General features: G+C 67.9%; 21 protein-coding genes. 11 read left to right on the top strand and 10 right to left on the bottom strand.

Going from position 1 to position 20,694, the window contains the following annotated elements:
* Positions 1-201: 201 nt before the first annotated feature.
* On the top strand, positions 202-1,032 hold the full coding sequence (locus ASF57_RS04250; RefSeq protein ID WP_056480448.1) for an FkbM family methyltransferase: 831 nt from the start codon (positions 202-204) through the stop codon (positions 1,030-1,032).
* A 30-nt stretch (positions 1,033-1,062) separates the two neighbouring features.
* Here the strand turns inward: ASF57_RS04250 and sfsA are convergent, their stop codons facing one another.
* The gene (gene sfsA / locus ASF57_RS04245) at positions 1,063-1,785 is read right to left on the bottom strand and encodes a DNA/RNA nuclease SfsA (protein ID WP_056480525.1); all 723 of its coding nucleotides are present in this window, start codon (positions 1,783-1,785) and stop codon (positions 1,063-1,065) included.
* Between the two features lie 182 nt (positions 1,786-1,967).
* Between sfsA and ASF57_RS04240 the strand changes: the two genes are divergently transcribed.
* Entirely contained in the window at positions 1,968-2,840 is an 873-nt protein-coding gene (locus tag ASF57_RS04240) for a DUF937 domain-containing protein (protein ID WP_082503676.1), read from the top strand.
* Positions 2,841-2,856: 16 nt separating this feature from the next.
* On the opposite strand, the gene ASF57_RS04235 is transcribed toward ASF57_RS04240, so the two are convergent.
* Positions 2,857-3,081 (bottom strand): Flp family type IVb pilin, encoded by a 225-nt coding sequence (locus tag ASF57_RS04235; RefSeq protein WP_056480442.1) that lies wholly within the window; start codon positions 3,079-3,081, stop codon positions 2,857-2,859.
* 230 nt (positions 3,082-3,311) lie between these two features.
* On the bottom strand, positions 3,312-3,557 hold the full coding sequence (locus ASF57_RS04230) for a DUF3072 domain-containing protein (protein ID WP_056182900.1): 246 nt from the start codon (positions 3,555-3,557) through the stop codon (positions 3,312-3,314).
* Positions 3,558-3,877: 320 nt separating this feature from the next.
* Here ASF57_RS04230 and ASF57_RS04225 point away from each other — a divergent pair, with 320 nt between their 5' ends.
* The 4 genes from ASF57_RS04225 (at position 3,878) to ASF57_RS04210 (ending at position 6,865) form a co-directional block, all read left to right on the top strand.
* Positions 3,878-4,387 (top strand): MarR family transcriptional regulator, encoded by a 510-nt coding sequence (locus ASF57_RS04225; protein ID WP_056182898.1) that lies wholly within the window; start codon positions 3,878-3,880, stop codon positions 4,385-4,387.
* Complete coding sequence (locus ASF57_RS04220; protein ID WP_056182895.1) at positions 4,387-5,109, top strand: response regulator; 723 nt, start codon at positions 4,387-4,389, stop codon at positions 5,107-5,109. Before ASF57_RS04225 ends, ASF57_RS04220 begins: the two co-directional genes overlap by 1 nt.
* A 5-nt stretch (positions 5,110-5,114) precedes the next feature.
* Positions 5,115-6,521, top strand: coding sequence for an ATP-binding protein (locus ASF57_RS04215; RefSeq protein WP_056480438.1), 1,407 nt, complete (start codon positions 5,115-5,117; stop codon positions 6,519-6,521).
* Between the two features lie 149 nt (positions 6,522-6,670).
* Positions 6,671-6,865, top strand: coding sequence for a hypothetical protein (locus ASF57_RS04210; RefSeq protein WP_056480435.1), 195 nt, complete (start codon positions 6,671-6,673; stop codon positions 6,863-6,865).
* A gap of 110 nt (positions 6,866-6,975) precedes the next feature.
* Here the strand turns inward: ASF57_RS04210 and ASF57_RS04205 are convergent, their stop codons facing one another.
* Both ASF57_RS04205 and ASF57_RS04200 read right to left on the bottom strand, forming a co-directional pair.
* A complete protein-coding gene (locus ASF57_RS04205; RefSeq protein WP_056480432.1) occupies positions 6,976-10,116 on the bottom strand; it encodes an efflux RND transporter permease subunit in 3,141 nt (1,046 codons plus the stop codon).
* 12 nt (positions 10,117-10,128) lie between these two features.
* The gene (locus ASF57_RS04200) at positions 10,129-11,295 is read right to left on the bottom strand and encodes an efflux RND transporter periplasmic adaptor subunit (RefSeq protein WP_056480522.1); all 1,167 of its coding nucleotides are present in this window, start codon (positions 11,293-11,295) and stop codon (positions 10,129-10,131) included.
* Between the two features lie 253 nt (positions 11,296-11,548).
* On the opposite strand from ASF57_RS04200, the gene ASF57_RS26330 reads away from it, so the two are divergent.
* A complete protein-coding gene (locus ASF57_RS26330; protein WP_200935809.1) occupies positions 11,549-11,722 on the top strand; it encodes a hypothetical protein in 174 nt (57 codons plus the stop codon).
* 128 nt (positions 11,723-11,850) lie between these two features.
* Here ASF57_RS26330 and gmd read toward each other — a convergent pair whose 3' ends face one another.
* The 3 genes from gmd to ASF57_RS04185 all read right to left on the bottom strand — a co-directional run bounded on the left by gmd (position 11,851) and on the right by ASF57_RS04185 (position 14,976).
* Complete coding sequence (gene gmd, locus ASF57_RS04195; protein ID WP_056480426.1) at positions 11,851-12,906, bottom strand: GDP-mannose 4,6-dehydratase; 1,056 nt, start codon at positions 12,904-12,906, stop codon at positions 11,851-11,853.
* 93 nt (positions 12,907-12,999) lie between these two features.
* The gene (locus ASF57_RS04190; RefSeq protein WP_056480420.1) at positions 13,000-13,965 is read right to left on the bottom strand and encodes a GDP-L-fucose synthase; all 966 of its coding nucleotides are present in this window, start codon (positions 13,963-13,965) and stop codon (positions 13,000-13,002) included.
* A gap of 252 nt (positions 13,966-14,217) precedes the next feature.
* Positions 14,218-14,976, bottom strand: a complete 759-nt coding sequence (locus ASF57_RS04185; RefSeq protein WP_244476805.1) for a Crp/Fnr family transcriptional regulator — start codon at positions 14,974-14,976, stop codon at positions 14,218-14,220.
* 482 nt (positions 14,977-15,458) lie between these two features.
* Between ASF57_RS04185 and ASF57_RS04180 the strand changes: the two genes are divergently transcribed.
* The gene (locus tag ASF57_RS04180) at positions 15,459-16,169 is read left to right on the top strand and encodes a Crp/Fnr family transcriptional regulator (protein ID WP_082503671.1); all 711 of its coding nucleotides are present in this window, start codon (positions 15,459-15,461) and stop codon (positions 16,167-16,169) included.
* Between the two features lie 435 nt (positions 16,170-16,604).
* On the top strand, positions 16,605-17,315 hold the full coding sequence (locus ASF57_RS04175) for a sigma-70 family RNA polymerase sigma factor (protein ID WP_244476804.1): 711 nt from the start codon (positions 16,605-16,607) through the stop codon (positions 17,313-17,315).
* Between the two features lie 99 nt (positions 17,316-17,414).
* On the opposite strand, the gene mgtE is transcribed toward ASF57_RS04175, so the two are convergent.
* Positions 17,415-18,785 (bottom strand): magnesium transporter, encoded by a 1,371-nt coding sequence (gene mgtE, locus ASF57_RS04170; RefSeq protein WP_056480409.1) that lies wholly within the window; start codon positions 18,783-18,785, stop codon positions 17,415-17,417.
* A gap of 541 nt (positions 18,786-19,326) precedes the next feature.
* Here mgtE and pqqA (ASF57_RS04165) point away from each other — a divergent pair.
* A complete protein-coding gene (gene pqqA, locus ASF57_RS04165) occupies positions 19,327-19,416 on the top strand; it encodes a pyrroloquinoline quinone precursor peptide PqqA (protein ID WP_056182869.1) in 90 nt (29 codons plus the stop codon).
* Positions 19,417-19,494: 78 nt separating this feature from the next.
* Positions 19,495-19,584 (top strand): pyrroloquinoline quinone precursor peptide PqqA, encoded by a 90-nt coding sequence (gene pqqA, locus ASF57_RS04160; protein WP_056182869.1) that lies wholly within the window; start codon positions 19,495-19,497, stop codon positions 19,582-19,584.
* Here the strand turns inward: pqqA (ASF57_RS04160) and ASF57_RS04155 are convergent.
* The gene (locus tag ASF57_RS04155; protein ID WP_082503670.1) at positions 19,577-20,596 is read right to left on the bottom strand and encodes a LysR family transcriptional regulator; all 1,020 of its coding nucleotides are present in this window, start codon (positions 20,594-20,596) and stop codon (positions 19,577-19,579) included. The genes pqqA (ASF57_RS04160) and ASF57_RS04155 overlap by 8 nt on opposite strands.
* Positions 20,597-20,694 lie beyond the last annotated feature (98 nt).

The raw sequence follows: 20,694 nt of genomic DNA, 5'->3' as shown, positions 1-20,694 counted from the left end.
ACAGGTTGCGACTGGCCTCAGCTCGATGGATCGCACGTCGGTTGAGATGAATCGGTTCAGTCTCGCAGCGATGAGCCTTGATCACGCCTCGTGTCCGTCGCATCGCTGCGACCTCCTAGGGCGCTGCCACAGGTGCCGTTCGCCGCGCCGCGGGCGTCGTCCGCTTGCCGCCGTGCTCCTGCGCTGGCATCAGCAGGCGCAATGAAAGACTCCCAGCCCTTCGGCACCTACGCTCCCACCGGCCTCGTCGCGGGCATTGCCCGGCGGACGGGCCGGCTTTCCTATGGCAGCTGGGCGGGTCGGCGCCTCGCCTTGTTCCTCCGCCGCGTGGCGATCGGCCTGCTCCGCGGGGCGCCTCTCGATGTCGAGCGCTATGGCGCCCGCATGCGGCTCTACCCCTACAACAACAACTGCGAGAAGAAGGTGCTCTTCACGCCGCAATTCTTCGATCCGGAGGAGCGGGATTGTCTGCGTGCGAAGCTGCAGCCGGGCTGCACCTTCCTGGATATCGGGGCGAATATCGGCGCCTATGCGCTGTTCGTGGCCGCCTTCGCGGGGCCGCGCGCCCGCATCCTCGCCGTCGAGCCCCAGCCCGACGTGTTCGACCGCCTGACCTACAACATCGGTCAGAACCCGTTCGGGACGGTCAAGGCCGTGGCCTGCGCCGTCGCCGACAAGGCCGGCGAGTTGACCCTGTTCGTGGATCCGCGCAACCGGGGCGAATCGAGCCTGAAGATCGTCGGCACCAACGAGGGCGCTCAGATCCGCGTCCCGGCTCTGCCCCTGCTGGACCTCGCCCGCGGCGAGGGCATCGAGCGCATCGATGCCATGAAGCTCGACGTCGAGGGGGCGGAGGATCTGATCCTCGAGCCGTTCCTGCGCGCCGCCCCGGCCTCGCTCCATCCCGGGCTGCTCATCGTCGAGAACGGCATCGACCAGTGGCAGATCGACTTGCCCGCCCTGCTGGAACAGCACGGCTACCGCCGGATCGCCCAGACCCGCCTGAACCTCATCTTCGAGCGCACGCCCTGACGGCAGGGCCTTTTGCCCGGATGCGCCGCGCTACAGCACCGGAATGGCATCAGCCACGGTGATGCCGGCCGGGTCGATCCGGCAGCGATGGGCATGGACGGCGACACCCGCCGCACGGGCGGCCTGGAAGGCGCGGTCGAAGGCCGGATCGAGGTCGCGTGCGGTGTCGAAACGCTCGGCCCACATCTGCACCACGATGATGACCATGGCTCGGCCTCCGGCCTCCACCACGGCGGCCAGCTCGGCCATGTGTCGGGCGCTCCGGGCCGCGACGCAATCCGGAAACTCCGCCAGGCCCGGCACCCGCATGAGGTGGCAGTTCTTCACCTCAACGTGGCAAGCCGGAACAGGAGCACCGGTGGGGCTCTCCCCGGAGGCCAGGAAGTCGACCCGGCTCGCGCGGCCGTAGCGGACTTCCGGGCGCAGCGCCGTGTAGCCGGCAAGCGGCGGCAGGGTCCCGTCGGCGAACGCCTCCGCCACCAGGGCGTTCGGCCGCATCGTGTTGATGCCGACCCATTGCGGCCCGCCCGGCAGGTCCGCCTCCACCAGCTCCCACGAGTAGGCGAGCTTGCGTGTCGGGCTGTGGGCCTCGGAGAGCAGGACCCGCGCGCCCGGAGCCGTGAGGCCCAGCATCGCTCCCGGATTGGCGCAGTGGGCCGTGACGATGCGCCCGTCCTCCAGCGCCATGTCGGCCAGAAAACGCTTGTAGCGACGCACGAGGCGCGCCTCGATCAGGGGCGCGGCGAAGCGCATCGGCGGATCCGGGGTCACAAACAGGTTGATGTCCGCCCCCGTCGCCCCGGAATCGGGCGGCGATGAGGCGTCCGGGCTGGTCAGTGCTGGCCGGATGCGACAGACTCCATCGGAGAGTCCCGCTCCATGGGACATTCCCGGATCGTCGCCCGGGATCGTCTGTGTTCGTCCGCGAGGCCGCCATGTTCAACCTGTTCGACATTCTCCAGGCGCAGGCGGGCGCCCAGGCTCAGGGCTCGGCGATTCCAGGGTTCGGGTTTCCGGGGGGCGGCCTGCAGAGCTTCGGGCCCCAATTCGGACTGTCGCAGGAACAGGGTCTGCGCGCCATGCAGGCCCTTCTGCCGGCCCTGACCATGGGGTTGCAGCGCAATGCGGCCCAGGACCCGATGGGCTTCGCCCAGATGTTCAACCTCGTCGGCCCTGCCGCGCCGCCGCCGCCGTCGCAGATGGACATGCTGGTCAAGCAGCTCTTCGGGTCGCCCCATCTCAGCCAGGCGGTGCTTCAGCAGGCGGCGACCGTGAGCGGGGTGGCGATGCCGGCCCTGAAGCAGATGCTGCCCGTCATGGCCGGCATGGTGGTGGCGGGCATCGTCCACGTGATGATCAATCAGGCGCCGCAGCCCGCGCCGGCGCCCCGTGCGATGCCCGATCCGTTCGGATTTTCGCCCAATGCCTGGTCGGACATGATGCAGGCCTTTCTGACGGGCGGTGGTCCGGGCGCGAGCGCTGCGCCCGCACCTCGGACGCCACTTCGTCCGGCTCCGGCACGCATTCCGACAGCTGCGACCTCAACGACGACTTCGGGGAAAACCTCCGCGAAGGCCCCGGCCGACGCAGAGGGCAAGGCTGGCGCAGATGCAGGCTTCGATCTGATGCAGCAGATGTTTCAGACCGGCCTGGAGGTGCAGCAGGAAAACGCGCGGGCCATGCAACGCCTGTTCGACACGTTCTGGCAGGCGCCGAAGAAAGCCGCCGATAATTCGCCGCCCCATGATAACGCCGTTTCCGGAGATTCCTCCAGACCCACGCCAAAAGGGGGTACGGGCCGGCGCTGAGGGCCGGTCGGCGGGATCAGGACGACGAGCTCACGAGCTTGCTGCCGATATAGGTGTACATCGCAGCGGTCTGGTCGGCCATGTAATGGATCGCCGTCACGATCGCGAGGAAGACCAGGCCCATGATCAGGCCGTACTCAATCGCCGTCGAACCGGTCGTGTTCTTGAGGAATCGTCCGACGAGAGCGGAATTGGCAGTCCGTGACCGCAGGCTGGATCGTTTGGATACCAGATCGGTCATGGTCGCATCGTGTCTTTCGTCTGGCCTAGCCGGCTGATGGGTAAAGGGTCTTTCTTGCGGAGGCCTTAAGCTGATGGGCGAGCCCGGAGGTAAATTCCGAAAAATCCTTTCGGAAGATTTTGCCGGTGGCGAAATTTTCGGCTGGCACCGGGTCTTCGGCTGGCACCGGGTCGTCGGGGCGATGCCCGCGACGGCCCGGTCCGTCCTGGGGAGGCTCGGGTCGGCGCCCGTCAGGCCTTGCCGGATTCCTTCCGCAGCGCATCGATCCGCTGCGAGGCTTCGGCCTTGTCGAGGTCCGGATCGAACGAGTCCGGCGACTTCGCCTCTTCCGACAGGGTCTTGAGATAGGAGGCCTGCGCGCCGGTCATCGGCTCGCCGCCGGTGGTCCACTGGCTCGGATCCTTGATCTGATTGGAGGTGTCCTTCGGGTCGGTCTTCGGGTTGGTGTCCGACTCGGCATGCTGGGTCTTGGCCATGGTGTGTTCCTCGAGTTCACGAAATGTTCTTGTGAACGCGGCGATCGCAGACGGGTTCCAGCGGTCTCGCGCTGCGGATCGCCGTGTCCCAGGCAAGTGTCCCAGGCAAGTGTCCCAGGTCTCGGTGCAGGGTTCCACACGCTGATGCGGTGCTGTCCGGCCGAGGCTGGTTCGGCCAACGCGGGACGCCGGCCGGAATCGCTTGACGGATCCAGCCGATGCCGTTCCCGACCAGGAGACTTGACGGGTCATCGGGGGGCTGGAACATGTCAACATCACTGACATAAATCGAGGTCGCCCCCGACGTGAGTGCCCCCGTGATGCGAGACGCCGATCCCGATGCGCCGCTGCCGACCCCCGGCTCCGGTGACGATCTGATCGAGCTCCTGTTCTTTGCCTACCGGGATTTTGTCGGTGATCCCGACCGCATCCTGGCCCAGTATGGCTTCGGGCGGGCGCACCATCGCGTGCTGCATTTCGTCGATCGCTATCCGGGTCTTACGATCGCCGAACTTCTGGATATCCTGCGCATCACCAAGCAGAGCCTCAATCGGGTGCTGAAGGATTTGATCGAGCAGGGCTACATCGCGCAGAAGACCGGCACGAACGATCGCCGCCAACGCCTTCTGTTCTGCACCGCCGCCGGTGCCGACCTCGCGGGCGATCTCATCCGGCTGCAGAGCCGCCGGGTGGCACGGGCGCTGACGGATTCCGAGCATGGCGGCGAGCGGCCGCTCTCGGCCGAAAGCTTCCTGTTCGGCATGATCGAACCCGACGCGCGCGCGGCCGTCCGGCGCCTCATGGCGCGCCGCACCCGGAGCGCCGCCTGATGGCCGCGCCCAGCCCGCGCCTGGGCAGCGAACTGCCCGACCATGCGCCGCACATCCTGGTGGTCGACGACGACCGCCGCGTGCGCGAGCTGCTGTCCCGTTTCCTCTACGAACAGGGATTTCGGGTGACGTCCGCCGGCAACGTCCCGGAGGCCCGGATCAAGGCACAGTGCTTCGTCTTCGACGCCCTGGTGCTCGACGTGATGATGCCGGGTGAGAGCGGCTTCGACTATGCCCGCGAAGTGCGCCAGACCTCGCGCGTCCCCATCCTGATGCTGACCGCCCGCTCGAACCCCAACGACCGGGTGATGGGTCTCGAGATCGGTGCCGACGACTATCTGCCCAAGCCTTTCGAGCCGCGCGAACTGATCCTGCGCCTGTCCAACATCATCAAGCGGCGCAGCGACGATGGCGGCCGGGCCCGGGGGCACGACACCGTGACCTTCGGCCCGTTCTCCTATCGCATCGACCGGGGCGAGCTGCGCCGCGAGGACGAGACCATCCGCATCACCGAGCGGGAGCGGGAAATCCTGACCATCCTGGCGCAGGCCGGTGGGGCCAACGTGGAGCGTGAGGCGCTGGCCGGGAGCGGGGGCCTCGCCGCCGAACGCAGCATCGATGTGCAGATCAACCGTCTGCGCCGGAAGACCGAGGTCGATCCGACCAATCCCTTGTTCCTGCAGACGGTGCGGGGCGTCGGTTACCGCCTCGCAATCGACTGATCCGCATGGCCGCCTCCGGCCTCCTGCAGCGCACCGCGACCCGTCTCGCCGCCCTGCCCCGCCCGGCCCGCCTGTGGCGGCTGCTCAGCCGCGCCATCGGCGACGTGCTGCCCAAGGGGCTCTATGCCCGCTCCCTGATCATCATCATCGCGCCCGTGGTGCTGCTCCAATCGGTGATCGCCTACACCTTCATGGAGCGGCACTGGCAGCTCGTGACGCGGCGTCTCTCCGCCGCCGTCACGGCCGACGTCGCCGCGCTGATCGACATCTACGAGAGCTATCCGCAGGACAAGGATTCCGAGACCCTGACCCGGATCGCCAACGACCGGCTCAACCTCGACGTCGACATCCTGAAAGGGGCCAAGCTCCCGCCGGCGGGGCCGCGCCCGTTCTTCTCGATCCTCGACGAAGCCCTCTCCGACGAGATCCGGCGCCAGATCCGCCGGCCCTACTGGATCGATACGGTGGGCCGCTCCAGCCTCATCGAGATCCGGGTGGCGATCCCCGACGGGGTGATGCGCGTCACCGCCCGGCGCAGCATGGCCTATGCCTCGAATTCGCACATCTTCCTGCTGTGGATGAGCGGATCGTCGCTGGTGCTGCTCGGCGTCGCCATCCTGTTTCTGCGCAACCAGATCAAGCCGATCCTGCGTCTCGCCGCCGTGGCCGAGAGCTTCGGCAAGGGGCGTGAGATCGAGTTCCGGCCGCGCGGCGCCCGCGAGGTCCGTCAGGCGGGCCATGCCTTCATCGAGATGAAGCGACGCATCGAGCGGGCGATGGAGCAGCGCACGACCATGCTCAACGGGGTCAGCCACGACCTGCGCACCATCATCACGCGCTTCAAGCTCTCCCTCGCGCTGGTCGAGCAGACCCCGGAGGTCGAGGATCTGCAGCGCGACGTCGATGAGATGAGCCGGATGCTGGAGGCCTATCTCGCCTTCGCGCGCGGCGATTCGGGCGAGGCGGCGGTGCCGACCGACATGCGCGCCCTGCTGGAGGACCTGCGCACCGATGTGGAGCGCCTCGGCGCCCATGTGGACGCGGTGGAAATGGACCATCACCCGGACGTGACGTCCCTCCACGTGACACTTCGGCCGGACGCGATGCGGCGCTGCCTGTTCAACCTCGCCGCCAACGCAGCCCGCTACGGCGACACCGTGCTGATCACGGGCCGGCGCGAGCACCGCGCCTTTCTGGTCTCCATCGACGATGACGGACCGGGCATTCCCGCCGATCAGCGGGAGGAGGTGTTCAAGCCCTTCGTGCGCCTCGACGACGCGCGCCAGGATGCCGGCGGGTCCGGGCTCGGCCTCTCCATCGCCCGCGACATCGCCCGCGCCCATGGCGGAGACGTCGCCCTGCACGACAGTCCGCTCGGCGGCCTGCGCGCGACCGTGCGAATTCCCGCCTGACCGGGCTTCTTCGTTCGTGCCGTAGCGTCTCGGTCCCGCAGGAGCTTGGCCAGACGATCTTGGCGCGCACTGCCCCGCGATGCTATGGGGAAGGCAGTGAACGCCACACGGTCCGGTGAACCGGGTCCGACAGAGGTTGAGAGACCCGCATGAACAGCCCGCTGACCCCCCTCCTGATTCTCCTGCTCCTGCCGATCACCGCCATCGGCGCCGTGCTGTATACGGATGCGGGCATCGAGCCGGCCCTGTTCTACGCCACTGTGAAGACCTTCGTGGTGCTGTTCATCGTCGCCGGCGGCCTCTGCTTCGCCGCAAGCCGCCTCGCGGCCCGCACCGAGGGCTGAAGCTTTTGGGTTCGCGGCAGCGAACCTCTTCGCGACACTGACGAAAACGCCCGGGCCGAGAGGTCCGGGCGTTTTCGTTCAAGGGCCATCCCGGCGTCGCTGGCTTCGCCCTACTCCGCCGCGATGCGGGGCTGGAACGGCTTCGGGTCGTTGGCCGAGGGCGTTGACGGCAGCGCGAAGGCGCCTTCCGTCGGCTCGTCCACCGCGCCGATGAAGCGGCCGAAGACACGCACGAACAGGCGCGACAGGTCGTCCACCAGGATGAAGATCGCCGGCACGAAGATCAGCGACAGGCCGGTGGAGACGATGAGGCCACCGATCACCGCGATCGCCATCGGCGCCCGGAACTCGCCACCGATGCCGAGCGCCATGGCTGAGGGCACCATGCCGGCCGCCATCGCGATGGTGGTCATCACGATCGGCCGGGCGCGCTTGCGGCCCGCATCGACGATCGCGGTGACGCGGTCGACCCCGCGTGCCATCTCCTCGACGGCGAAGTCCACCAGCATGATGGCGTTCTTGGTCACCACGCCCATCAGCATGAGGATGCCGATCACCACCGGCATCGAGATCGGCTTGTTGAAGATCAGCAGGCCCAGGATGGCGCCGCCGATGGAGAGCGGCAGCGAGAACAGGATGGTCAGCGGCTGCAGGAAGTTGCCGAACAGCAGCACGAGCACGCCGAACACCATCATCAGGCCGGCGCCCATGGCGAGGGCAAAGCCTTCGAACACCTCGCCCATCACTTCGGCGTCGCCGGTCTGCCGGATGGTCACGCCGGGCGGAAGGTCCTTCGCGGTGGGAAGGTCGAGGATCGCGGCAATGAGCGAGCCCAGGGCATCGGACCCCTCCATGTCGGCTTCCAGCGCCACCCGGATGGCGCGGTCGTAGCGGTCGATCGCGGTGGGGCCGCGCCCGAGGCTGAGATCCGCCACCGTGGAGAGCGGCACCGCCCCCCCGCCCTTCACCGGGACCTTGAGGGTTTCGAGCTGCGAGAGGTCGCCGCGCAGGCGTTCGGGCAGTTGCACGCGGATCGGCACCTGCCGGTCGATGGTGTTGAACTTGGCGAGATTCGCACCGATGTCGCCGATGGTGCCCACCCGCACGGTCTCGGCGATGAGATCGGTGGAGACGCCGAGTTCGGCCGCGACGCCGGGCTTCGGGCGGATGCGGATCTCGGTGCGGTCGAGGGGCGCCGTCGAGAGCACGTTGACGAGGTGGGGAACGCGCGCCGCCTCGCGCTGAAGCTTGGCCGCCGTATCGGCCACCACGGTCTTGTCCGGGCCGGAAACGATCAGGGTGACGTCGCGCTGGCCGCCCTCGCGCAGGGCCCAGAACCGGATGTCGGGCTCCTCGTGCAGGATCGCCCGCACGGCGGTATCGACCTGCTTCTGGGTGCGGTGGCGGGTGTTCTTCGGGGTGAGATTGATGGTGAAGGTGGCGAGCCGCACCTCCTTCTTCCCCGGCAATTGGCGGCCGCCGTCGATGAAGACGCTGCGTACCTCCGGCAGGGCGCGGATGCGTTCCACCAGGCTGTCGGTGACCCGCGTGGTGTCGGCGAGGCGCGCGCCGGGCGGCAACTCGACCACGAAGATGGTGCGGGCCGCGTCCTCCGCCGGCAGGAAGCCCGCCGGCAGCAGCCCGGTCGACAGGATCGACCCGGCAAAGCAGGCCAAACCGAGCACCAGTGTGATGAACTTGTGGCGCACCGACCAGGCGACCACGCGGGTGTAGCCGCGCATGACGGGCCCGTCCCGCGTCAGGTCGGGGCCGTGGTCGCGCAGGAAATACGCGGCGAGCAGAGGCGTGATCAGGCGCGCCACTAGGAGCGACATGAACACCGCCGCCGCGATGGTGAGGCCGAACTGCTTGAAATACTGTCCGGCGATGCCGCTCATGAACGAGACGGGCGCGAAGATCGCCATGATCGTCGCCGTGATGGCGATGACGGCGAGCCCGATCTCGTCGGCGGCTTCCAGGGCGGCGCGGTAGGGCGACTTGCCCATGCGCATGTGCCGGACGATGTTCTCGATCTCCACGATGGCATCGTCGACGAGGATGCCGGTCACCAGCGTGATGGCGAGCAGGCTGACGGCGTTCAGGGAGAAACCGAGGGTACTCATCACCCAGAAGGTCGGCAGCACCGAGAGCGGGAGCGCGATCGAGGCGATCAGGGTCGCGCGCCAGTCGCGCAGGAACAGGAACACCACGATCACCGCCAGGGCGGCGCCCTCAACGAGGCTCAGCATCGCCGAGTGGTAATTGCCCACCGTGTTGATGACGGAGGTGTCGATCAGGTCGAAGCGCACGCCCGGGTAGCGGCTCCCTAGTTCCGCGATGCGCTTGGCCACGCCGACCGCGACCTCGGCGTCGCTGGCGCCGGTGGAGCGCGAGATCGCGAAGGCGACGACCGGCTCGCCGTTGAAGCGGGCGAAGGTGCGGGGCTCCTCCGAGCCGTCGACCAGGGTGGCGAGTTCGTCGAGGCGCACCTTGCGGCCGCCCGGCACGATGATCGAGGTCTCCGCCAGGGTGTCGAGGCTGGCGGCACCCGCCAGGGTCCGGATCGACTGCTCCTGGCCACCGAGTTCGCCACGCCCGCCGGCCATGTCGGCGGCGGTGAGGCGCAGTTGCCGATTGACGTCGGCCGCCGTGATGCCGAGGGCCAGCAGGCGGTCGGGCTTCAGGGTCACGCGGACCTCGCGGGCGACGCCGCCGAGGCGCTCGACGCCGCCGACGCCCTTCACGCTCTGGACTTGCCTGGCGATGACGTCGTCGATGAGCCAGGACAGGTCCTCCGGGGTCATCGCGGGCGCCGAGGCGCCGTAGATCATGATGGGAAGGCCCGCGATCTCGACGCGGTTGATGATCGGCTCCTCGATGGTGCGGGGCAGGTTCACCCGGACCTTCGAGAGGGCGTCCTTGACGTCGTTGACCGCCCGGTCGCTGTTCACCTCCAGGCGGAACTCGATGGTGGTGCTGGAGACGCCTTCCGAGATCGTCGAGATGACGTGCTTGACGCCCTTCACCCCCGCCACCGCGTCCTCGACCACCTTGGTGACCTGGGTCTGCAGCTCGGACGGGGCCGCCCCCGATTGCAGGACCTGGACCGACACGATCGGGATGTCGATGTTGGGGAAGCGCGTGATCGGCAGGGCGCGGAAGCTGACCAGCCCGAGGACGACCAGCACCAGGAAGAGGACGAGCGAGGGGATCGGTTTGCGGATCGCCCAGGCCGAGATGTTCAACCGCATGGGATGGTCCGATCAGCGGGGAGCGGCATCGGCCGCCTTCAGGGGCGGGACGACGGCCCGGACGCGATCCCCGTCGCGCAGGAAGCTGCTGGCGCGGGCCACTACCGCCTCGTCCGCCTGCACGCCGGAGCGGATCTCCATGAAGCCCTCTGCCGCGAGGCCCGGAACGATGCGGCGCGCTTCGACGTGGTCTTTCGCCACCACGAAGACGCTCGCGGCACCATCGGCGGCGTAGAGCACGGCGGAGAGCGGCACCGCGACGCCGGTTCGGCGGGCGACCTCGACCTTGCCGCGCGCGAAGGCGCCGATGCGCAGGGTGGGGTCGGGATCGAGGCTGATGCGGACGCGGCCGAGGCGGGTGGCGCGGTCGATCTCCGGATCGATGCGGCGGACGCGGCCCCGCAGGGTCCGGCCCTCGTCCCAATCGAGCTGGACCGGGTCGCCCACATGCAGGCGCGGCATCCAGACCTCGGGAATCTCTCCCTCAAGCTCGATCTCGCCGCGGGCGATCAGCCGGAACATCGGCTCACCGGCCGCCGTGGCGGTGGCACCGACCCGCGCGGTGCGCCGGCTGACGATCCCCGCCTCGGGGGCCCGGATCTCGGTGCGGGCGCGGCGCAGGGCGATCTCGGCGCCCTGCGCCCGCGCGGTTTCGAGATCGGCCTGGGCGAGCTGAAGGCCGCCGCGGGCGGCGGCGAGACGGCCCTCGTTGCCCTGTGCGGTCGAGATGCGCTGTTCCAAGGTCACGGCGGTGGCGTTGCCGGTGCGGACGAGGCTGCGGGTGCGCTCGAGCGCCAGGTTCGCCTCCACCTGCGCGGCCTCGGCCTGAACGATCTGGCTGCGGGCCTGGATGATCGCGGCCTGCGCCTTGGCCAGGGTGGCGACATTGGCGGCTTCCTGGGTCACGATCATCTCGAGGGAGAGGCGGGCCAGGGGCTGGCCGCGCGCGACCTGCGCGCCCTCCTCCACCAGCAATTCGGTGATGCGGGTGCCCTCGATCTCCGGAGCCACCAGGATTTCGTCGCGGGGCACCAGGGTTCCGGTGACCACCGCACGCTCGATCACCGCGCGCTCCACGGCTGCGACCACCGTGACGGCCGGCGCCACCGCGGCGGGCTCCGGCACGGAGGCGGGCTCGGCGGCCCAGGCCCTGCCACCTGTCGCGAACGCGCCAGCCATGAGGGAAGCGGCGAGAGCGATGGCGAAGCGGGATCCGGGACCGCACATCGGGGAGCGAAGGGGCTGCATGACTCGCTCGGCGACGACGGGAGGCCGATGTCTGGTGCAGGAGGCCGGCGTTTTCATGGCGTATCCCCGGGCACGGCCGATCGCGGCACCGACGAGCGGTCGGGGAGCAAGAAACCCTGCAACTTTTCGCCACGCATCACGTTGAGAGAGGGATAGACCTTTCCTTCGCGAGGGTTAACCAATCATGAGCATCTTCGAGGTCCGTCAGCAGACCAATGGCGCCGTTCTCTGGACCGGCAGTGCTCTCGACGCGAGTTCTGCCCTGGACGCGATGGCGCGCGAGGCCGGGTATTCCGACTACACGGCTCTGCCGGAGACGATCCGCTCGGCCTGCCCGGTGGCCCGCGCCATCGACTGATTCGCCGCCGGATGACCGTTCCAAGCCCGGTCGTCTCCAAGCCCGGTCGACCATCAGCGAAACGCCCTCCCGTCCGATCGGACAGGAGGGCGTTTCGCGTTGGACAAGCAGGATCGGGACGTCGTCCCTCAGTGGTTGGCCTGGGCGGCGGCGAGGTCGGCGCGCACCATCTCGTCGACGAGGTCCGGGAAGGTGACGGTGTGGGTCCAGCCGAGCTTCTCGCGGGCCTTGGTGGGGTCGCCCAAAAGCTGGTCGACCTCCGTCGGCCGAAAATACACCGGATCGATCTTGACCAGCACCTGACCGGTCTTGGCGTCGAGGCCCTGCTCGTCAACGCCTTCCCCGCTCCAGACCAGCGTCCGGCCGACCACCGCGAAGGAGCGCTCGACGAATTCGCGCACCGAGTGCATCTCGCCGGTGGCCAGCACGTAATCGTCCGGCACCTCCTGCTGGAGGATGCGCCACATGCCCGCGACGTAGTCGCGGGCATGGCCCCAGTCGCGCATGGCATCGAGGTTGCCGAGATACAGCGTCGGCTGACGGCCGACCTCGATCGCCGCGACCGCGCGGGTGATCTTGCGGGTGACGAAGGTCTCGCCGCGCGTCGGGCTCTCGTGATTGAACAGGATGCCGTTCGAGGCGTGCATGCCGTAGGCCTCGCGGTAGTTCACCGCGATCCAGTAGGCGTAGAGCTTGGCCACCGCGTAGGGGCTGCGCGGATAGAACGGGGTCGTCTCGCGCTGGGGCACCTCCTGGACCTTGCCGTAGAGTTCGGACGTCGAGGCCTGATAGAAGCGCGTCTTCTCGCTCAGGCCCAGGATGCGGATCGCCTCCAGCAGGCGCAGGGTGCCGATGGCATCGGAATTGGCGGTGTATTCCGGGGTCTCGAAGCTGACCTGGACGTGGCTCTGGGCACCGAGGTTGTAGACCTCGTCCGGCAGGGTTTCCTGCATGATGCGGATCAGGTTGGTGGCGTCGGTCAGCTCGCCGTAATGCATGTGGAAGTCGGTCCGCGCGAAGCGGGGATCGTCGTAGAGATGGTCCACGCGTCCGGTGTTGAAGGACGACGAGCGGCGCTTGATGCCGTGGACGATGTAGCCCTTCGCGAGGAGCAGGGCGGCGAGATAGCCGCCATCCTGTCCTGTGACGCCCGTGATCAAAGCTGTTTTCTGCGTCGTGGACATGCGTCGCTCCTTAGGGCGTCGGGAGGGGAGTGAGGGGCGTGGAGCGGCCGGGCCGGGCGGGGCTCGCCGGGGGCGCCCCCGGGACCGGCCGGGTCAGGCCTCGGGGTGATGGTGGCGGAACCACGCATAAGCCTCCGCGATCCCGTCGCGCAGGCCGATCCGCGGCCGCCAGCCGAGGGCCTCGAGGCGGGAGGTGTCGAGGCGCTTGCGCGGGGTGCCGTCGGGCTTGGTGGTGTCGAAGTCCAGTTGCCCCTGCCAGTCGAGGACGTCCGCGATGGTCTCGGCCAGCGCCCGAATGGTGACTTCCTGGCCCGAGCCGACATTGACCGGACCGTCGCCCGAATACGACCGCATCAGGAAGATGCAGGCATCGGCCAGATCGTCGACGTGGAGGAACTCGCGGAACGGGGTTCCGGTGCCCCAGAGCGTGATGCGGTCGCGGGCGTCGCGCCGGGCCTCGTGTACCTTGCGCAGGAGGGCGGGCAGGACGTGGCTGCCCTGGGGATCGTAATTGTCGCCCGGCCCGTACAGGTTGGTCGGCATGGCCGAGATGAAGTCGGCCCCGTGCTGGCGGCGATAGGCCTGGCACAGCTTCAACCCGGCGATCTTGGCGATGGCGTACCATTCGTTGGTCGGCTCGAGGGGCCCGGTGAGGAGCGCGTCCTCGGTCATCGGCTGGGCCGCCATCTTCGGATAGATGCAGGAGGAGCCGAGGAAGAGCAGCTTCTCGACGCCGACCGCATGGGCGCTCTGGATCAGGTTGGCCTCGATCATGAGGTTGTCGTAGAGGAAGTCGGCCGGATAGGTGTCGTTGGCCACGATCCCGCCGACCTTGGCGGCGGCCAGGATCAGGGCCTGCGGCCGCTCCGCCGCCATCCAGGCCTCGACCTCGGCCTGGCGCCGCAGATCGACATTGTCCCGCCCAAGGGTCAGGATGGTGCAGTTCTCCGAGGCGAGCCGGCGCACCAGCGCCGCACCCACCATGCCCCGATGCCCCGCAACCAGGACGCGCTTGCCGGTGAGATCGTAGGACCCGGACCGTTCGGTGGATGACGTCATCGGATGGCCGGATCCTTGAGCCCGGTATCCGGCCGGGCGTTCGCCCGCGCCTCCCGGCTTCCTGCAGATCGGACCGCGATAGCAGAGACGGGGCGCTTCGGAAATCGGGCCCCTGGACGGTGGTTCAGGTCGGCACACGGCACGCGGGCGCAAGGCCCGCAGGAGGAAGGCCCGTAAGAGGAAGGCTCCCAGGAGGAAGGCACGGCTGCGACTGGCTGTTGCGAGCGGCCCCGCCCGGCCGCACGAGGCCCTTCAGGGCAGCCCGACCGTTTCGAGCGACAGGTACCGTGGATTGAAGCCGCTGAGGGTGACCAGTCGTGGCACGTTCCGGATCGTCAGGAGACGGGACCGCAGCTCGATGAGGCCCTGGCGCTTCAGGTCCTGGAGCGTGCGATTGACGTGAACGGTGGAGAGTCCGGTCGTCTCGGCCAGATCAAGCTGCGACACCGGCAGATCGTAGCTGTCGCCGCGCGTCAGCCCGATCGCCCGCAAGCGCAGGAGCAGTTCCAGGAACAGGTGGGCGATGCGCTCGATCGCGGAGCGGGACCCGACATTGACCAGCCACTCGCGCGCGGTCGCGTCGTCGACCAGCGTCGCCCGACGCATCGCCCGGATCAGCGACGGCTGATTCACGATGAGGTCCTGGAGGGTATCGAGTTCGATCCGGGCCACGCGGCAGCTGGAGAGGGTGCTGATCGCATGATCCCGGCGCGTCAGCAGGCCGACATCGACGTCGCAGAAATCACCCGGCACCAGATAGGCGAGGATCTGACGCGCACCGCTGCTTCGGACCTTGTAGCGGCAGGCCATGCCCTCGAGGAAGACGAAGAGGCAGTTCGGAATTTCGCCTTCGTGGGCGAGATCCGTCCGCGGGGCGACCAGGCTGGCCTCGGCGGCGAGACGGGTCAGCAGGTCCCGTTCGGGCTCCGCAAGAGGTCCGAAGCGCTCGAGTTTATGGATGAGCGGTCGAACCGCGCGGCTTTCCACTTCGGAGCCGGCGTCGAGGACCAATCCCGTCCTGCGTGATGCCGGCCTCATCGACCCGCACGCAACGCATGCGAGGAAGCAAGGTGATGGATGCTCACGCTCCACTTCGCATGACCTGTCACTATTGCTTGATCCTCGGCCCGTTCATCCTGCCCATGGGCCGACTAGCGCGTCCTATCGCCGAGAGCCGGGCAAGGAGAGGCGACGCTCAGCGCATCGTTCCCTTGCATCGGCAGGCGCAAGCGTCTTCCAGCATCGACCAAGCCAGGGATTTCCCACGAATTTGCCCCAGCTTCCTGGCTTATAAATCCGAATTTGCTGGGTTGAACACCGGTCTTCGGCTTCGGTGTGGTGCCCGACACTTGGCGAATGTCGACTACCCGACAGACGTCTTTGCGGGCTTGCCTTTGTCTCGCATCGTACAGATAGTCGGGGATCGCTTGTATATATTCCTGTGTATGGGTTCACGAGAGACTATTTGTGCTCTTGCCCCAAGGGACAAGGCCGTGTCGCTGCTAGAGCAATCTGCCGTTCGTAACCGTTTGCTCAAACGTCTCGCGCCAAGCGATTTCGCGTTGCTTCAGCCGCATCTGCGCTCGCTTCCGACGGAGTTGCGCCAGGGGTTGATCCAGCCGCATCAGCCGATCCGGGACCTCTTCTTCCCGGAGGCGGGCTATGCTTCGATCACCACGTCGGGGAACAGCAAGGTCGAGGTCGGCATCATCGGGCCCGAGGGTGTGGTGGGAGCCGCGCCGGTGCTGCTCGGCAGCGACCGCACGCCCTACGATCACTTCGTGCAGAATGCCGGCGAGATGATCGCCATCGGGGCCGCGGAGCTGACCTCGGCCACCGAGCGCAGCATGACCCTGCGCAAGCTGCTGCTGCGCTTCGTCCAGACGCTGCTGGTTCAGACGGCGCAGACGGCCTTCGCCAATGCCAGCTACAACATCGAGGTCCGGCTCGCCCGCTGGCTCCTGATGTGCCACGACCGGGTCATCGGCGACGAGCTCACCGTGACCCATGACTTCCTGTCATTCATGCTTGGCGTCCAGCGCACGACGGTGACGCTGGCGCTGCAGATGCTCGAGGGCAACCGCCTGATCAAGGCCCGCCGCGGCCGCATCGAGGTGCTCGACCGGGCCGGTCTGCTGGCGGTCGCGGGCGACAGCTACGGCGTGCCCGAGGCCGAATACATCCGGCTGATCGACGAAGCCTGATCTCGACGGGCCAGCCGGCAGGGCCGGCACCCACCAGTCACCACCACCACGCTGTCGTGCTCCCGGACGTCGATGAGCTCGGCGCTTTCGGCAGTGAACACGTGCCGCGTGCGCCGGTTGACCGACTACGCATCATGCGTTCCTCCCCAGACTTGGCCCGCCCGGCTTCGGCCGCGGCGGGCTTTTTGCGGCTTTGTTCCATGAGGAAACTAAATAATCTTCGCTGTATCCAATGAGTTTGGCACGGAATGGTACGGAAACGTGCCGTAGATCTACGAAAGTCTTCCCATTAACCTGTGTTGATGCGAGTGTGTTCCTGGTTTTGCACACTCTCGGCAACTGAAGGGAACCGGCCAGTTGCTGGCCTTTATCGTTCCCAGTTGCCCGAGAAGAGACTGGATGACAGCGCAATCCGCATCCGATGTACCGACTCGCTTGACCTCGAATGAGGCGCCGCAGATCGCGCCGTCGATCCGACGATCCCTCGGCCAGCATCTGCGCGAGACCTACGCCTCTCTGGAGGACGAGCAGCCCGACCGGTTCGACGTCCTCCTCGCCCGCCTCGAGGCGGTGCTGGCGGCCCGGGGCGAGTCGCTCACCGCGGAGGTGCGTCAGGGTCTGCAGGATCACGCGGCGGGGCTGCGCAAATACGCCCTTTCCCTGACCCGTGACGCCGCGCGCGCCGACGATCTGGTGCAGGACACGATGCTGCGGGCCTGGATGTACCGCGAGAGCTTCACGCCCGGCACCAACGTCTGCGGCTGGCTCACCATCATCATGCGCAACACGTTCTATTCAGGCCAGCGCAAGCGGGTCCACGAGGTCGAGGATGGCGACGGCAGTTACGCCGCCCAGCTGGTCACTCTGCCGGCGCAGGGTGGAATCCTCGACCTGGAGGATGTCAACGCCGCCATCGGGCGCCTGTCGAGCACCCTGCGGCAGGCGCTGACCCTGGTGGCCATCGATAATATGACCTACGACGAGGCCGCCGCCGTGATGGGCTGCAAGATCGGCACGGTGAAGAGCCGGGTCTGGCGTGCCCGCGAAAGCCTCGCGGCCCTGGTGGGCTATTCCGCCAACGAGATCGGTCCCGACCGCCTGGCCAATTCGGTGCTGAGCGACGTCAGCCTGCGGCCCCGGGTCTGAGGCCCGCGTCCGAACCCTGCGGCCGAACCCCACCTGTCGCGACGGACGTAGTCGGATGCCGGCCTTCCGAACGGGATCGGCCGGCCCGCCCGGTCGACCCTACAGCAGCGTTCCGCGCAGGATCAGCATCGCCACCGAGAAGTAGATGACGAGCCCGGTCACATCGACCAGCGTGGCCACGAAGGGCGCCGAGGCGGTGGCGGGATCGAAACCGAGTCGCTGAAGCAGGAACGGCAGCATTGAGCCGGTGAGCGAGCCGAAGGTGACGATGCCGACGAGCGCCGCTCCGACCGTGGCGGCCACCAGCATCCAGTGCTCGCCGTAATCGTACAATCCGATCTTCTGCCACATCACGATACGGATGATGCCGATCGCCCCGAGGATCATGCCGAGCACGAGGCCGGTGGGCAGTTCGCGCAGGGCCACCCGCCACCAGTCGCGCAGGCGCACCTCGTGCAGCGCCAGGGCACGGATGAGCAGCGACGTCGCCTGGCTGCCGGAATTGCCGCCCGAACTCATGATCAGGGGGATGAACAAGGTCAGCACGATGGCCTTTTCGAGCTCGCCCTCGAAGCCCTGCATTGCCGTGGCGGTCATCATCTCGCCGAGGAACAGGGCGCAGAGCCACCCGGCCCGCTTCCGGATCATCGTGCCGAAGCCGATATCCATGTAGGGCTCGGGCAGTGCCTCCATGCCGCCGAAGCGCTGCACGTCCTGGGTCTGCTTCTCCACCATGGCGTCGATCATGTCGTCGACCGTGACGATGCCGATGACGTGGCCGACCGCGTCGATCACCGGCAGGGCCAGGAGGTCGTATTTCGAGATCAGGCGGGCGGCCTCCTCGCGGCTGGCCGTCGGCGACACCGCCAGCGGGCGCCGGTTCGGCGCCACCGAGAGCACGTTGTCGCCCGGATCGCCCGAGATCAGCCGGCGCAGGGGTACGGCCTTGGTCAGGGCGCGGGTGCGCGGATCGAGGACGAAGATCGCGTAGATGGTCTCGCGCGTCTTCTCGACGTGCCGGACGTGGTCGAGAGTCTGCTGCACGGTCCAGTTGCCCGGCACGGCGACGAATTCGGTCGTCATCAGCGAGCCGACCGTCTCCTCGCCATAGGCGCTCAGATGGTCGACGGCGCCGCGGGTCTCCGCGTCGAGCCGGGCGCGCAGGTCCGAGCGTCCGGGCTCCTCGATCTCCCGGAACAGGTCGGTGATCCGGTCCGCCGACATTCCCGACAGGTAGGAGGCGACGCGGTCGCGTGGCAGCATCTCGATGATGTCGGCCGCGCAATCGAGTTCCGGCTGGTCGAGCACCTCGATCGCCCGCTCCAGCGGCAGGCCCAGCAGGATGGCGGCGGCGACCTCGGGAGCTTCCTCGTTCAGGGCCTCGACGATGTCGGGCGCACGCTCGTCGGAGAGGCGGGCGGCGAGGACCGCCGGGTCGATGCCGGCCGGGAAGGGGGCGATCTCGTTCATGGGCTCACCTCGCAGGGGCGCGCGATCCGGCCGTGAACGGCCGTCCGCATCGGGCACCCGCGCCCGGTCAGCGGGGCGTCAGGCGCGAGGGGCGGAGGCGGCCGGGCACGGCGCGGGCGATCGGTCGGGACTGTCGCTGGGCATTGGATTCGTCGAGAGGGAGCCGAGGGGCGCGCCGCACGTTGTGAAACACCAGGGAATCACGCGCGGAACCGCTCGGCGGCGCGTGAGTGCGCCTCCCCTCCCCGGGGCGTCAAGCCGAATCCGACCGGGCCGGGATCTTTCCCCCGGCGGAGCGGGTCGGATCCCGCGCCGTCGCCACCGCGCGATCTCCGAGGCGGATCGCACGCGAGACACGCGCGGGTTCCAATCCAGCACCATATCGCCGGTTCGAGCCTCGGACGGCGTAGAGTTTCCACTGAAACCCAGGGTTGGACCCGCGATATCCGCCAACCCTATGAGAAATATAAGTGTAGCGTCCACTTGTATTGTGCCCAACCCAACGGCATATCAAGGGCGTCGAGCACGAAGGAGTTATCCCATGAAGTGGTCCGCCCCCATCGTTTCCGAGATCTGCGTCGGCATGGAAGTCACCAGCTACGAGTCCGCCGAGATCGATCCCTTCAACTAAGGCCCGGCCTGAGTTCGAAGACGCGTCGAACCTGTCGGGTTCGGCTCTTTCCAACCATAACCAACCAGGAGTGACGTCATGAAGTGGTCCGCCCCCATCGTTTCCGAGATCTGCGTCGGCATGGAAGTCACCAGCTACGAGTCCGCCGAGATCGATCCCTTCAACTAAGGGAGATCGCGTGCCCCGTTCGCGGGGCCTGCCGATCCGAGGGGGTGCTATCCGAAAGGGTAGCGCCCCTTTCGTTTGCGCCGTCCTCCTGCGGGGTGCCCTCCGCCCCGGTCGGCGCCCGCAGCATCTCCGCCAGGAAGTCGATGAGGACCCGGATGCGGGCCGGCATCGCGGCGCCGCCGACGAAGACCGCGTGAATGGCCTCTCGGTCCTGCGGATTGTAGGGCTCCAGCAACGGCACCAGGCGACCGCTCGCAAGATCGTCGACGATATGGAAATGGCCGACGCGGGTGATGCCGATCCCGTCGAGGGTGAGTTGCACCAGCGTCTCGCCGTTATTCGCGGTCATGTTGCCGCCGACCGCCAACAGGTAATCGCGCCCCGCCTCGCGGAACGGCCAGCCGGGCTCGGCGCGGCGGAAATTGAAATCCAGGCAATTGTGCCGTGCGAGATCGGCCGGAACGACCGGCACCCCGGCACGCGCCAGATAGGCGGGCGAGGCCACGATCGTGCGGCCCGTCTCGCCCAGCCGTCGCGCCGTGAGCGGGCTGTCGGGCAGGGTTCCGAAGCGGATCGCCACGTCGGCCCGTCCGTCGAGGATGTCGGCGATCTGGTCGCTGAGATCGATGTCGACGGAGATCCCGGGATAGCGCCTCACGAACTCCGCCAGTAGCGGCACGATCACCAGCCGGCCATGGGCCGAGGCGGTGCTGATCCGCACCCGGCCGCGGGGCGAGGCCTGATCGGCGATGGCGCTCTCGCTCTCCTGGATGTCGGCGAGGATGCGCCGCGCCGCCCGGGCATAGCTCTCGCCCTCGGCGGTGAGGCGCAGGGTACGGGTGGTCCGCACGATCAGCCGGACGCCGAGGCGGGTTTCGAGGCGCGCCACGATGCGGCTGACGGCCGAGGCGGTCAGTCCCAGCGTGCGGGCGGCGGCGGACAGGCTGCCGTCTCGCGCCACCGCGAGGAACGTCGCCATCTCCCCCGTACGATCGATTTTGTCGCGCTGCATTCGTGCTCCTGACGCACAGATGTCGATCCGGAAACGGGACTACCGCCCTGTCCCGGATGGTATCATGTGCATGTCCGGAACAACTGCTCAAAAACCCC

Source organism: Methylobacterium sp. Leaf117 (assembly GCF_001422985.1).
GTDB lineage: Bacteria > Pseudomonadota > Alphaproteobacteria > Rhizobiales > Beijerinckiaceae > Methylobacterium.
The sequence above is the reverse complement of the archived record's forward strand: the minus strand, read 5'-3'. Positions and strand labels throughout refer to the sequence as shown.

Bases quoted from the DNA above. Each gene is read 5' to 3' on its own strand.
- ASF57_RS04250 (WP_056480448.1), top strand. From the start codon at position 202: ATGAAAGACTCCCAGCCCTTCGGCACCTACGCTCCCACCGGCCTCGTC.
- sfsA (WP_056480525.1), bottom strand. From the start codon at position 1,785: ATGCGCTTCGCCGCGCCCCTGATCGAGGCGCGCCTCGTGCGTCGCTAC.
- ASF57_RS04240 (WP_082503676.1), top strand. From the start codon at position 1,968: ATGTTCAACCTGTTCGACATTCTCCAGGCGCAGGCGGGCGCCCAGGCT.
- ASF57_RS04235 (WP_056480442.1), bottom strand. From the start codon at position 3,081: ATGACCGATCTGGTATCCAAACGATCCAGCCTGCGGTCACGGACTGCC.
- ASF57_RS04230 (WP_056182900.1), bottom strand. From the start codon at position 3,557: ATGGCCAAGACCCAGCATGCCGAGTCGGACACCAACCCGAAGACCGAC.
- ASF57_RS04225 (WP_056182898.1), top strand. From the start codon at position 3,878: ATGCGAGACGCCGATCCCGATGCGCCGCTGCCGACCCCCGGCTCCGGT.
- ASF57_RS04220 (WP_056182895.1), top strand. From the start codon at position 4,387: ATGGCCGCGCCCAGCCCGCGCCTGGGCAGCGAACTGCCCGACCATGCG.
- ASF57_RS04215 (WP_056480438.1), top strand. From the start codon at position 5,115: ATGGCCGCCTCCGGCCTCCTGCAGCGCACCGCGACCCGTCTCGCCGCC.
- ASF57_RS04210 (WP_056480435.1), top strand. From the start codon at position 6,671: ATGAACAGCCCGCTGACCCCCCTCCTGATTCTCCTGCTCCTGCCGATC.
- ASF57_RS04205 (WP_056480432.1), bottom strand. From the start codon at position 10,116: ATGCGGTTGAACATCTCGGCCTGGGCGATCCGCAAACCGATCCCCTCG.
- ASF57_RS04200 (WP_056480522.1), bottom strand. From the start codon at position 11,295: ATGGCTGGCGCGTTCGCGACAGGTGGCAGGGCCTGGGCCGCCGAGCCC.
- ASF57_RS26330 (WP_200935809.1), top strand. From the start codon at position 11,549: ATGAGCATCTTCGAGGTCCGTCAGCAGACCAATGGCGCCGTTCTCTGG.
- gmd (WP_056480426.1), bottom strand. From the start codon at position 12,906: ATGTCCACGACGCAGAAAACAGCTTTGATCACGGGCGTCACAGGACAG.
- ASF57_RS04190 (WP_056480420.1), bottom strand. From the start codon at position 13,965: ATGACGTCATCCACCGAACGGTCCGGGTCCTACGATCTCACCGGCAAG.
- mgtE (WP_056480409.1), bottom strand. From the start codon at position 18,785: ATGAACGAGATCGCCCCCTTCCCGGCCGGCATCGACCCGGCGGTCCTC.
- pqqA (WP_056182869.1), top strand. From the start codon at position 19,327: ATGAAGTGGTCCGCCCCCATCGTTTCCGAGATCTGCGTCGGCATGGAA.
- pqqA (WP_056182869.1), top strand. From the start codon at position 19,495: ATGAAGTGGTCCGCCCCCATCGTTTCCGAGATCTGCGTCGGCATGGAA.
- ASF57_RS04155 (WP_082503670.1), bottom strand. From the start codon at position 20,596: ATGCAGCGCGACAAAATCGATCGTACGGGGGAGATGGCGACGTTCCTC.